Origin of the sequence: Micromonospora haikouensis, from assembly GCF_900091595.1 — a bacterium.
GTDB lineage: Bacteria > Actinomycetota > Actinomycetes > Mycobacteriales > Micromonosporaceae > Micromonospora > Micromonospora haikouensis.
The window spans coordinates 31803-45478 of sequence record NZ_FMCW01000041.1 but is presented as its reverse complement, the minus strand read 5'-3'; the positions used below and the strand labels follow the sequence as shown (position 1 = coordinate 45478).

The 13676-nt window shown below is 73.9% G+C and carries 3 protein-coding genes; all 3 read left to right on the top strand.

Annotated elements, in window-relative coordinates; all coding sequences use genetic code 11:
• The first annotated feature begins 1 nt into the window (after position 1).
• From GA0070558_RS29545 to GA0070558_RS29535, 3 genes are read left to right on the top strand one after another with little or no spacing between them, the layout of a single operon-like run.
• Positions 2 to 2692, top strand: a complete 2691-nt coding sequence (locus GA0070558_RS29545; protein WP_091285874.1) for an AMP-binding protein — start codon at positions 2 to 4, stop codon at positions 2690 to 2692.
• Positions 2689 to 13458: a non-ribosomal peptide synthetase gene (locus GA0070558_RS29540; protein ID WP_176734430.1), complete on the top strand. Its 10770-nt coding sequence runs from the start codon at positions 2689 to 2691 to the stop codon at positions 13456 to 13458. Before GA0070558_RS29545 ends, GA0070558_RS29540 begins: the two co-directional genes overlap by 4 nt.
• Positions 13455 to 13664 carry an MbtH family protein gene (locus GA0070558_RS29535; protein ID WP_091285868.1) on the top strand — a complete coding sequence of 70 codons (210 nt, stop codon included), beginning with the start codon at positions 13455 to 13457 and terminating at the stop codon, positions 13662 to 13664. The genes GA0070558_RS29540 and GA0070558_RS29535 overlap by 4 nt, the downstream gene beginning before the upstream one ends.
• Positions 13665 to 13676: the final 12 nt, after the last annotated feature.

Here is a 13676-nt window from a genome sequence, read left to right as displayed (position 1 = left end):
GGTGCCGCGGGGGGTTCCGTTTGTGGGGTCGCCGGGTTTGGAGGATGCGGCGTATGTGATTTTCACGTCGGGTTCGACGGGGCGGCCGAAGGGTGTGGTGGTGCCGCATCGGGGGATTGTGAATTTGTTCGTGTCGCATCGTGAGCGGTTGATGGTGGGTCCGCGGCGGCGGGTGGGGCATGTGGCGTCGTTTACGTTCGATGGTTCGTGGGAGCCGTTGTTGTGGTTGTTGGACGGGCATACGTTGCATGTGTTGGACGATGACGAGTATCGGGACGACGCGGCGTTGGTGGGTTATGTCCGTCGGCATGGTGTGGATGTGTTGGATGTGACTCCTACGTTTTTGCGGGAGTTGGTGGGTGCGGGGTTGTTGGATGCGGGTTTGAGTGTGTTGTTGGTGGGTGGTGAGGCGATTGATGGGCAGTTGTGGGGGCGGGTGTGTGGGGTTCCGGGGTTGGTGTGTCATGACTTGTATGGGCCGACGGAGGCGTCGGTGGATGCGTATGGGTGGGAGGGTGCTGGGCGGTCGGCTTATCGGTTGAGGAATGTGCGGACGTATGTGTTGGATGGTGCGTTGCGTCCGGTGCCGGTGGGTGTGGTGGGTGAGTTGTATGTGGCGGGTGCTGGTGTGGCGTGGGGGTATGTGGGTCGGGCGGGGTTGACGGCGGAGCGGTTTGTGGCTGATCCGTTTGGTCCGTCGGGTGGGCGGATGTATCGGACGGGTGATGTGGTGCGGTGGGGTGTGGGTGGGGTGTTGGAGTTTGTGGGTCGGGTGGATGGGCAGGTGAAGGTTCGGGGTTTCCGGATCGAGTTGGGTGAGGTGGAGGCTGCTCTTGGTGGGCAGGCGGCGGTGGTGGTGCGGGATGGTCGGTTGGTGGCGTATGTGGTGGGTGGTTCGGTGGATGTGGATGCGGTGCGGGGGGTGTTGCCGGATTACATGGTGCCGTCGGCGTTTGTGGTGGTGGATGCGTTGCCTCGGACGGTGGCGGGGAAGTTGGACGTGGCGGCGTTGCCGGCTCCGGATTGGTCGGGGTTGAGTGGTGGTCGGGTTGCGCGTAACAGTCGTGAGCAGCGGTTGTGTGAGTTGTTCGCCGAGGTGTTGGGTTTGCCTGTGGTGGGGATCGACGACGACTTCTTCACGCTCGGCGGCGACAGCATCGTCTCGATCCAACTGGTCAGCCGCGCCCGCGCGGCCGGCTTCGGCATCAGCCCGCGGGACGTGTTCCGGCACAAGACCCCCGCCGGGCTCGCCCAGGTGGTCACCGTCGAGACCACCGTGACCGAGGACCCGCGCGAGGCGTACGGGACCGCGCCGCTGACCCCCGTGATGCGCTGGCTCGCCGAGGTGGCCGGGCCGATCGCCGGATACAGCCAGTCGATGCTGCTGCACGCGCCACCCGGGCTCACCGCGGCGACGCTGGTGGAGGTGCTCCAGGCGCTTGCCGACCGGCACGACCTCCTGCGCGCCCGCGTGACGGCGGAGGGCATCGTGATCCCCGAGCCCGGCGCGCCGATCGACGCGGTAAGGGTCGCCCCGTACGCCGAGGACACCCTGCCCACGATCGCCGCCGAGGCCCGGGGCCGGCTCGACCCGGCCCGTGGCGTCATGCTCCAGGCGGTGCTGCTCGAACCCGGCCACGTGCTGCTCGTCGTGCACCACTACGCCGTGGACGGGGTGTCCTGGCGGATCCTGCTGCCCGATCTCGCCGCCGCCTGGGCCGCCCACCGGTCCGGCGACCCGATCCGCCTGCCGCCCACCGGCACCTCCTTCCGCCGCTGGGCCAGGGAGCTCGACGCGCTCAGCAGGGACGCGCGGACCGTCGCGCAGCTGCCGTACTGGACGGAGGTGCTGGCCGGGGCGCGCGCCGCGCTCGGCGACCGGCCCCTCGACCCGGCCCGGGACCTCGCCGGCACCTGCGCCGAACTCGCCGTCGAGCTGCCGCCGGAGGAGACCCAGCGGCTGCTCACCGCGGTGCCCGCCAGCTTCCACGCCGGGATCGCAGACGTCCTGCTGACCGGGCTCGCGCTGGCCCTGCGCGACTGGGCCGGCGCCGCCGGCTGGCTGGCCATGCTGGAAGGACACGGCCGTGAGGAGCAACTCGTGGCCGGTGCCGACCTGACCCGTACCGTCGGCTGGTTCACCACCGAATACCCGGTGCGGCTGGACCTCGGCCCGGAGAGCCCCGGCGAAGCCCTCAAGACGATCAAGGAACGGCTGCGGGCCGTGCCGGACAACGGTGTCGGCTACGGCCTGCTGCGCCACCTCAACCCTGAGACCGCCGGCCCGCTCGCCGCAGCCGGCCGACCCCTGATCGGTTTCAACTACCTGGGCCGGTTCGCCGCCGGGGACGCCGGCGGCGGCCCATGGGAGCCGGCCGGCGAGGGCTGGGGCGGCGGCGTCGACGACGCGATGCCCGCCGACTATCCGTTGGAGATCAACGCCACGACCGAGGACCATCCGGACGGTCCGCGACTCGCCGCGACCTTCACCTGGCCCCGCGGCCTGCTCGCCGAGGCGCAGGTGCGCGACCTGGCCGGCCGCTGGCAGGCGGCGCTGCGGGCGCTCGCCGCCGACTCGGCGACCGGTGGCTACACCCCGTCCGACCTGAGCCTGGTCGAGCTGAGCCAGGAAGACATCGACAGCTTTGAGGCCGAGTTCGCCGACCTCGAGTCCGAGTGGGAGACGCAGTGACCAAGAAGAGCGGACTCGAGGACGTCCTGCCGCTGTCGCCGTTGCAGGAGGGGCTGCTGTTCCACGCCCTCTACGACACCGACGCACCCGACGTCTACACGGTGTCGACCGCACTCGACCTGACCGGGCCGCTGGACTCCGGCCGGCTCCGCGACGCCGGACAGGCGCTGCTCGACCGGCACGCCAACCTGCGGGCCGGTTTCCGGCGCACGGCCAAGGGCGGCACGGTCGCCGTCATCCCCACCCGGGCACGGCTGCCCTGGACCGAGCACGACCTGAGCGGGCTGCCCGAGGCCGAGCGCGCGGCCGGCCTCGACCGGCTCGCCGCCGCCGACCGGGACGAGCGCTTCGACATGGCCCGGCCGCCGCTGCTGCGCATGACGTTGACCCGGCTCGGCGACGACGTCCACCGGCTCACCATCACCCACCACCACATCCTGCTCGACGGCTGGTCCGCGCCGCTGCTCGTGCGGGAGCTGCTCGACCTGTACGCCAGCCCCGGCTCGCTGCCGCCGGTCACCCCCTACAAGGCGTACCTGGCGTGGCTGGCCCGCTGGGATCGGGACGCGGCGATCGCCGCCTGGCGGCAGGCGCTGGCCGGACTGGACGAACCGACCCGCATCGCGCCGGCCGGCACCGTGCCCGAGCCGGTCGTGCCCGGCTCGGTGGAGACCGCGTTGCCGGTCGACCTCAGCGGTCGGCTCACCCACCTGGCGCGGTCCGCCGGCCTGACCCTCAACACGGTGGTGCAGGCGGCCTGGGGGCTGTTGCTGGCGCGTCTGACGGGTCGTGACGACGTGGTGTTCGGTGCCACGGTGTCGGGGCGTCCGCCGCAGCTTGCGGGTGTGGAGTCGATGATCGGGTTGTTCATCAACACGGTGCCGGTGCGGGTGCGGCTGGATCCGGGGGAGTCGGTGGCCGGGTTGTTGGCCCGGCTCCAGGACGAGCAGGCCGGGTTGATGGAGCACCAGTACCTCGGGCTGTCCGACATCCAGCGGCTCGCCGGCCACGGAGAGCTGTTCGACACGCTCACCGTCTTCGAGAGCTACCCGTACGATCCGGCGGCCGCCGAGCCGGTGGCCGGGCTGCGGGTCGCCGAGGCACGGGACGAGGACGCCACGCACTACCCGTTGGTGCTGGTGGCCGAGCCGGGACCGCAGATCAACCTGGAGATCCGGCACCGGCCCGACGTCTTCGACGCCGAGGCCGCCCGCGTGCTGCTCGACCGGCTGACCCGCATCCTCGCCGCGGTCGCCGACGATCCGGCCGCCCCGGTCGGCCGGATCGACATCCTCGACCCGGCCGAGCGCGCGACCGTGCTCACCGACTGGAACGGCAGCATCGACGGCATCGTGCCGACCACCTTCCCCCGCCGGTTCGCCGAGATGGCCGAGGCGTACCCGCAGCAGGTGGCCGTGGTCTGCGGCGACGAGCAGGTCACCTACGCCGAGCTGGCCACCCGCTCGGACCGGCTGGCCCGGGCGCTGGCCGCGCGCGGTGTGGGCCCCGGCCAGGTCGTCGCGGTGGCCCTGCCCCGGTCGGTCGACCTGGTCACCGCCCTCGTCGGCGTGCTGCGTTCCGGAGCGGCCTACCTCGCGCTCGACCTGGACTACCCGACCGACCGGCTGCGCTACATGCTCGACGACGCCGCGCCCGCCTGCGTCGTCACCGACGCCGGCCTCGCCGGGACCCTGCCCGGCGACGTGCCGGTGCTGGACGTGGCCGCGGAGGGCCCGCAGGTGACCCCGCGCGAGCCGCAGGTGCACGACGCCGCGTACGTGATCTACACGTCGGGATCCACCGGTCAGCCCAAGGGCGTGGTGGTCACTCACGAGGGCGTCGCCAAGCTGCTCGCCACCCAGCAGCAGCGGCTCGGCGTGGACGAGCACAGCCGGGTGCTGTTCTTCGCCTCGCCCAGCTTCGACCTCGCCTACTGGGAGCTGTGCCAGGCGCTCCTGTCCGGCGGCGCACTGGTGGTGGTCCCGGCCGAGCTGCGGGTCCCCGGCGCCTCGCTGGTCGACTACCTCACCAAGCACGAGGTCACCCAGCTTGCGCTGCCCCCGTCGGTGCTCGGCGCCCTGCCCGCTGACTGCCAACTGCCGCTCGGCGTGTCCATGCTGGTCGGCACCGAGGAGGTGCCGGCCCGGCTCGCCGAGCGCTTCGCCGCCGGCCGGCGCATGTTCAACGCGTACGGCCCGACCGAGACCAGCGTCAACGCGACCCTGTGGGAATGCGCGGCGGTCACCAGCGCCACCGTGCCGATCGGCCGGCCCGATCCCGGCCAGCTGGCGTACGTGCTGGACAGCGGCCTGAACCCGGTGCCGGCCGGCACCATCGGCGAACTGTACCTCGGCGGTCTCGGCCTCGCCCGCGGCTACCTCAACCGCCCGGGTCTGACGGCCGAACGCTTCCTGCCCGACCCGTTCGCGGCGTCGGGCGCCCGCATGTACCGCACCGGCGACCTGGTGCGCTGGACGGCCCACGGGGCACTGGAGTTCGTCGGCCGCGCCGACCACCAGGTGAAGATCCGCGGATTCCGGGTGGAGCTGGGCGAGATCGAGGCGGTGGTCGCCCGGCAGGAGGGCGTCCGGCAGGCGGCCGTGGTGTTGCGCGCCGACGGTGGTGTCAAGCGGATCGTCGCCTACGTCGTCCCCGGCGTCGACCTCACCCGGTTGCGCGCGGACGTCGCCGCCGTCCTGCCCGACTACATGGTGCCCGGCGCGTTCGTCGCCCTGGACGGGCTGCCCGTCTCGGTCAACGGCAAGCTCGACCGGGCTGCCCTGCCCGCCCCCGACTTCACCGCCGACCGCCCTCGACGTGCCCCCCGCACCCCCCGCGAGAAGCTGCTCTGCGACGTGTTCGCCGAGGTGCTCGGGGTACCGGAGATCGGCGTCGACGACGACTTCTTCGCCCTCGGCGGCGACAGCATCATGTCGATGCAGTTGGTCGGCCGGGCCCGCGTGGTGGGTCTGGTGATCTCCCCCCGCCAGGTCTTCCAGCATCGCACCCCGGCCGGGCTGGTGACCGTCGCCGGCACGGTGAGCACCGCGGAGGTGATCCCGGCGAGCCTGTCTCTGGTCAACCTCACCGAGGCGGACCGACGCGAGCTGGCCGGCCTCGGCGCCGAGGTGCGCGAGTTGCTGCCGCTGTCGCCCCTGCAGACCGGCCTGCTGTTCCACAGCCTCCTCGACGACGGCGGCCTGGACGTCTACACCGTCCGGATGGTGCTGGAGCTGGCCGGGCCGATCGACCCGGTCCGGCTGCGCGCCGCCGGGCAGGCCCTGCTGGACCGGCACGGCAACCTGCGCGCCTCGTTCCACCACCTCGCCTCCGGCACGGTCGTCAGCGTCGTACCGGCCCGGGTCGCCGTGCCGTGGACCGAGGTCGACCTGTCCGACCTGGACGGGGACGCGCGGGACAGCGCCTGGCAGCGGCTGCTGGCCGAACAGAGCCGCCGCTTCGACCCGGCCACCGCGCCGCTGCTGCGCCTCGCCCTGGCGCGGACCGGCCCGGACGCCCACCGGCTCGTGCTCACCCACCATCATCTGCTGCTCGACGGCTGGTCCCGGGGGCCGCTGCTGGCCGAGCTGTCCGCCCTGTACCGCGACGGCGACTCCGTGCCGGTCACCGGCCGCCCGTTCCGCGACTACCTTGCCTGGCTGTCCGGGCAGGACCGGCAGGCCACCGAGCAGGCCTGGGCCGCCGCCCTCGATGGCCTGGCCCAACCCACCCGGGTCGCGCCCGTCGACCAGCACCGCGCCGCGTTGGCCCCCGAGGTGGCCGAGGCGGCCCTGCCCGAGGACCGGACGGCCGCCCTGACCGCGCTCGCCCGCGCCCACGGCGTCACCGTCAACACGGTGGTGCAGGCGGCCTGGGGGCTGTTGCTGGCGCGTCTGACGGGTCGTGACGACGTGGTGTTCGGTGCCACGGTGTCGGGGCGTCCGCCGCAGCTTGCGGGTGTGGAGTCGATGATCGGGTTGTTCATCAACACGGTGCCGGTGCGGGTGCGGCTGGATCCGGGGGAGTCGGTGGCCGGGTTGTTGGCCCGGCTCCAGGACGAGCAGGCCGGGTTGATGGAGCACCAGTACCTCGGGCTGTCCGACATCCAGCGGCTCGCCGGCCACGGAGAGCTGTTCGACACGCTGCTGGTCTTCGAGAACTACCCGGACGGCGACGCCGCCGACGACGGGTTGCCGGTCACCGGCGCCGACGGGCACGACGCCACCCACTACCCGCTCACGCTGATCGCCGAGCCCGGTCCGATGCTGCACCTCGCGGTCGAGTACCGGCCCGACCTGTTCGACCGGGCGCACGCCACGCGGCTGGTCGACGCCCTCGTCACCGTCGTCGACGGGCTCGTCACCGGCCTCGACGCCCCGGTCGGCCGGGTCGGCCTGCTCGACCGGGCCGGACGCGAGGCGCTCCTGGCTGCCGGGACCGGCGAGATCCGTGACCTGCCCGGGGCGACCCTGCCGGAGCTGGTGGCCGCGCAGGTCGCGGCGACCCCGGACGCGGTCGCGGTGATCGGCCCGGACGGCGTCGAGCTGACCTACCGCGATCTGGACGCGCGCGTCGAACGGCTCGCAGGGGTGCTGGCCGCGGCCGGTGCCGGCCCGGAGCGCGTCGTGGCGCTGGCCGTCCCGCGGTCGGTCGCGCTGGTCGTGGCGTTGCTCGCGGCGGGCCGGGCCGGGGCCGCGTACCTGCCGCTCGACCTCGACCACCCGGACGCCCGGCTCGCGGCGATGCTGGCCGACGCGCGGCCGGTCGCGCTGCTCGCCTCCGCCGCCACCGCAGCACGCGTCGCCGGGTTGCCGCACGCCCCGCGGCCCATCGTGGTCGACCAGCCGCTCGACGCCCGGCAGGCGCTGCCCACCCCGCCCGGACCGCGGCACCCGGCATACGTCATCTACACCTCCGGCTCCACCGGCGCGCCCAAGGGCGTCACGGTCGAACACGCCGGCATCGTCAACCGGCTGCGCTGGATGCAGCACGAGTACCGGCTCACCACCGACGACCGGGTGTTGCAGAAGACCCCGGCGGGCTTCGACGTGTCGGTGTGGGAGTTCTACTGGCCGCTGATCACCGGCGCCGCCCTCGTCGTCGCGCGGCCCGACGGCCACCGCGACCCGGTCCACCTGGCCGAGCTGATCCAGCAGCAGCGGGTCACCACCGTCCACTTCGTGCCGTCGATGCTCGCCGCGTTCCTCGCCGAGCCCCGGGCGGCCGGCTGCACCGGGCTGCGCCGGGTCCTGTCCAGCGGTGAGGCGTTGCCCAGCGCCCTCGCCGGCCGCTGCCGGGAGGTGCTGCCCGGCGCGGACCTGCACAACCTGTACGGCCCGACCGAGGCGTCCGTCGACGTGACGGCCTGGCCCGCCGCCCGCGACGCCGGCGTCGTGACGGTCCCGATCGGCGCCCCGGTGTGGAACACCCGGGTGGCCGTGCTCGACGCCGCGCTGCGCCCCGTGCCGGTCGGCGTGCCCGGTGAGCTTTACCTCTCCGGCGTGCAGCTGGCCCGTGGCTACCGGGGCCGGCCCGACCTCACCGCCGGCCGGTTCGTCGCCGACCCGTACGGCCCGCCCGGCGCGCGCATGTACCGCACCGGCGACCAGGTGCGCTGGGCCGCCGCCGGGGTGCTGGAGTTCCTCGGGCGCGGCGACGGTCAGGTGAAGATCCGTGGGCTGCGCGTCGAGCTGGGCGAGATCGAGGCCGCCCTGGCCGGGCAACCCGGCGTGAGTGCGGCCGTGGTGGTGCTGCGCCAGGACCGGCCCGGCGTCGCACACCTGGTCGCGTACCTGACCGTGGCCGGCGCCCTCGACGAGGGCGCCCTGCGCGGCCGGCTCGCCGCGCTGCTGCCCGAGCACATGGTGCCGTCCGCCTTCGTCGTCCTCGACGCGCTGCCGGTGTCGGTCAACGGCAAGCTGGACCGGGGTGCCCTGCCCGCCCCGGACTTCGCCGCCGTGGCCACCGCCACGGCCGCCCGCAACCCGCGCGAGCAGCTGCTCGTCGACCTGTTCGCGCAGGTGCTCGGGCTGCCGGCGGTGGGCGTCGAGGACGACTTCTTCGGTCTCGGCGGCGACAGCATCGTCTCGATCCAGCTGGTCGGCCGGGCCCGCGCCGCCGGCCTGTCGCTCTCGCTGCGGCAGGTCTTCCAGCTGCGTACCCCGGCCGCGCTGGCCGCCGCCGCCGGCTCGGCGTTCACCGCCACCACCGACAGCGGCGCGCTCGTCACCCTCACCGACGCCGAGACCGCCGAGATCGCCGGGCTCGGCCTGGACGTGGCCGAGGTGCTGCCCCTGTCGCCGCTGCAGGCCGGACTGCTGTTCCACGCCGCGTTCGACGCCGACGGCCTCGACCTCTACACCGTGCAGATCGTCTTCGACCTGCCCGGCGACGTGGACCCGGCCCGGCTGCGCGCCGCCGGGCAGGCGCTGCTGCAGCGGCACGCCAACCTGCGGTCGTCGTTCCACCAGCTCGACACCGGCCGGTCGGTCGCCGTGGTGGCCCGCAGCGTCGTGCTGCCCTGGGCCGAGGCGGATCTGTCCGGGCTGAGTCCCGACCAGCGCGACGAGGCCTGGCAGCGCTGCCTCGCCGAGGAGGGCCGCAGGTTCGATCCGGCGGTCGCCCCGCTGCTGCGGATGATGTTGGTGCGCACCGGCGACGCGCACCGGCTCGTCCTGACCCACCAGCACATGCTGCTCGACGGCTGGTCCCGGGGCCCTCTGATGGACCAGCTGGCCGAGCTGTACGCCGGCGACGCCGGGCCGGCCCCGGCACCGTACCGCGACTTCCTGGCCTGGCTTGCGGGGCAGGACCGCACGGCTGCCGAGCGGGCGTGGCGCGCGGCGCTGTCCGGGATCACCGACGCCACGCGGCTCGTGCCGGCCGACCCGCAGCGGGAACCAGTGGTGCCAGACCTGGTCGAGCAGGAACTGCCGGGAAGCGTGACGGCGGAGCTCACCGCGCTGGCCCGCTCCCGCAGCCTGACCCTGAACACGCTGGTGCAGGCGGCCTGGAGCATCGTGCTGGGCCGCCTCACGGGTCGCGACGACGTGGTCTTCGGCGCCACCGTCTCCGGGCGGCCACCGCAGCTTGCGGGCGTGGAGTCGATGATCGGGTTGTTCATCAACACCGTGCCGGTGCGGGTGCGCATCGATCCGGCCGAGCCGGTGGCCGGGCTGCTGGCCCGGCTCCAGGACGAGCAGGCCGCGCTGCTCGACCACCAGTACCTCGGGCTGGCCGACATCCAACGGCTCGCCGGGACCGGGGAGCTGTTCGACACCCTGCTGATCGTGGAGAACTATCCCGAGCGCGACCCCGGCGGGCCGGGGAGCCTGCTCGAGGCCGCCGAAGCCGGCGGACGCGACGCCACCCACTACCCGTTGACGTGGGTCGTCGACCCGGGGGAGCGGCTGCGGGTGGGCCTGGAGTTCCGTCCCGACCTCTTCGCGCAGTCGACCGCCGCCCGGCTCGTCGCCGCGCTCGTCGCCGTCCTGGCCGCGTTCACCACCGACCCGGCCCGCCCGGTGGGCCGGATCGATCTGGTGTCGGGCGAGGAGCGCACGGGCTGGAATCCGCCGCCGCCCGTCGTCGGCGACGACGATCCCACGGTGGCTGTGCTGTTCGAACGGCAGGCGGCCCAGTCGCCGCACGCGCCCGCCGTGGTGGGTGGGTCGGCGCGGTGGACGTTCGCCGAACTCAACGACCGCGCCAACCGGCTGGCCCGACTGCTGGCCGCCCGCGGCGTCGGCGCCGAGGACGTCGTCGCGTTGGCCCTGCCGCGCACCGCCGACGCGATTACCGCGATCCTCGCGGTGCTCAAGGCGGGAGCCGCCTACCTGCCGCTGGACCCGGCCTACCCGCCGGCCCGGGTGGCCGCCATGCTCGCCGACGCCCGGCCCGCGCTGCTGGTCACCGCCGCCGGCGCAGGTGTCGCCGCCGACGGCGTCGACCGCGTCTTGGTCGACGACCCCGCGTTGGGCGCGCTCGCCGGGGGGAACCTGACCGACGCCGACCGGGCGCGCCCGGCCCGCGCCCAGCACCCCGCGTACGTCATCTACACCTCCGGCTCCACCGGCCGCCCGAAGGGCGTGGTGGTGACCCACCGCAACCTGGTCAACCTGTTCCGCAGCCACCGCGACCAGCTGCACCTGCCGGCCCGGGTGACCACCGGCCGCCGCCACCTGCGGGTGGCGCACGCCTGGTCGTTCGCGTTCGACGCCTCCTGGCAGCCGCAACTCTGGCTGCTCGACGGGCACGCGCTGCACATCGTCACCGAGGAGGAGCAACGCGACCCGGAGCAGCTCGTCGAACTGATCCGCGCCGAGGGCATCGACTTCATCGAGGTGACCCCGTCGCACTTCACCCAGCTCGCCGACGCCGGCCTGATCCGGGACGGGCGCTGCCCGCTGGCGCTGGTCGGGGTCGGCGGTGAAGCGGTGCCACCGGCGCTGTGGCAGCGGTTGGGCGGGCTGTCGGACACGGAGGCGGTCAACCTGTACGGCCCGACCGAGGCCACCGTGGACGCCCTCGCCGCCCGCATCGGGGACACCGCGTCGCCCGTGATCGGCCGGGCGATCGTGGGCGCCCGCGCGTACGTGCTCGACCACGCCCTGCGGCACGCGCCCGCCGGCGTGGCCGGCGAGCTGTACGTCGCCGGAGCCGGCCTGGCGCGCGGCTACCTGGGCCGGCCCGACCAGACCGCCGAGCGGTTCCTCGCCGACCCGTACGGCCCGCCGGGCGAGCGGATGTACCGCACCGGCGACCTCGTGCGGTGGACCGAGGACGGCCGGGTCGAGTATCTCGGCCGGGTCGACGAGCAGGTGAAGATCCGCGGTTTCCGGGTGGAGCTGGGCGAGATCGAGTCGGTGCTCGCCGCACAGCCTGGGGTCACCGAAGCCGTGGTGGTCGCCCGCGAGGACCGGCCCGGGGCGCGCCTGCTGGCGGGCTACGTGGTCGGCGGCGACGACCTCGACCCCGCCGCCCTGCGCGCGGCGGTCGCCGCCGAGCTGCCCGACTACATGGTGCCCGCCGTGCTGCTGCGCCTCGACCGGCTGCCCACGCTGGCCAACGGCAAGCTGGACCGGGCCGCTCTGCCCGCCCCCGACCTCGGTGCGGCCGCCGGTGGCCGGGAGCCGCGCACCGACCGGGAACGCCTGCTGGGCGACGTGGTCGCGGCGACCCTGGGACTGCCGTCGGTGGACGTCGAGGCGGACTTCTTCGCGCTGGGCGGCGACAGCATCGTCGCGATGCAGCTCGTCGGCCGGGCCCGGGCGGCCGGTCTGCGGCTGACGCCACGGCAGATCTTCGCGGAGCGTACGGTGGCCGGGTTGGCCCTGGTCGCGACCGCGATCGATCCGGTCGGGGACCGGACCGCCGACGGGGTCGGTTCGTTCCCGTTGACCCCGGTCATGCACTGGCTGCGCGAGGTGGGCGACCCGATCGACGGCTTCAACCAGTCCGCGGTCGTGCAGGTGCCGGCCGATCTCGGCTGGGACGCGCTGCTGACCGCGTTGCAGGCCGTCGTTGACCGGCACGACCTGCTGCGGGCCCGGCTGGATCGCACCGGCGACTGGTCGATAGTCGTCCCGCCGCCGGGATCGTCCCGGGCCGCCGACTGGACCGTCCGGGTCGACGTCGCCGGCCTCGACGACCGTGGCCTGTGGGACGCGGTCGCCGAGCAGGCACGCCTCGCGCAGGCCGCGCTCGACCCGGTCGGCGGCGTGCTGATCCGGGCGGCCTGGCTGGACGCCGGCCCGCGCCGGCCGGGCCGCCTGCTGCTGCTGGTGCATCATCTGGTCGTGGACGGGGTCTCGTGGCGGGTGCTGCTGCCCGAGATCGGGGCCGCCTGGCGGGACGCGGTCGCCGGCCGCGCGCCGCTCACCACCCCCGGCGGCACTTCGTTCCGCCGCTGGGCGACCGGCCTGGCCGAGCGGGCACTGGACCCGGCGCGGGCGGCGGAGCTGCCCAGGTGGACGCAGATCGTGGGCCGGGGCGACCCGCTGCCGGCGCGCCGTCGCCTCGACCCCGCGGTCGACGTGGCCGGCACGCTGCGGGACATCACCCTGACCCTGCCGACCGACGTCACCGACGCCCTGCTCACCCGAGTCCCGGCCGGCCTCGGCGCCGGCATCAACGATGTCCTGCTGGGCGCGCTCGGCGTGGCCGTCACCCGCTGGCGGGCCGCCCACGGCGGCACGGGCGACGCGGTGCTGGTCGCGTTGGAGGGCCACGGACGGGAGGAACACCTGGTGGACGGGGCCGACCTGTCCGGCACGGTCGGCTGGTTCACCAACATCTTTCCGGTCTGCCTGGACACGGCCGGGATCGATGTGTCCACCGGCGGCCCGGCGGTGGCCGAGGCGGTGGGTCGGGTGCGGGAGCACCTGGCCGCGTTTCCGGACAACGGCATGGGCTACGGCATGCTCCGTTATCTCAACCCGACGACCGGGCCGGCCCTGGCCGCGCTGCCGCACCCGCCGATCCAGTTCAACTACATGGGCCGGTTCGACTTCCCGGAGGCCGCCGACTGGGAGTTCGCGCCCGAGGCGGAGGCCGCCGAGAACGGCGCCGACGAGGCGATGCCCGAGACCTACGAACTGGTGCTCAACGCCCAGACCGAGGACCGCGCGACCGGCCCACAGCTTGTCGCCACCTGGAGCTGGCCGGACGGGTTGTTCGCCGAGGAGTCGGTGGACGACCTGGCCCGCGCCTGGTTCGACGCCCTGCAAGCCCTGGTAACCCACACCCGCACGAGGAGCAACCGATGAGCACCAACCCGTTCGACAACGCAGACGGCACGTTCCTGGTCCTGGTCAACGACGAGAACCAGCACAGCCTCTGGCCGGTCTTCGCCGAGGTGCCGGCCGGCTGGCGCACGGTGCACGGACCGGCCGACCGGCAGTCGTGCCTGGACTACGTGAACGCCAACTGGACCGACATGCGGCCGCAGAGCCTGATCGACGCCGACCGTTGAGCAGCCCGGACC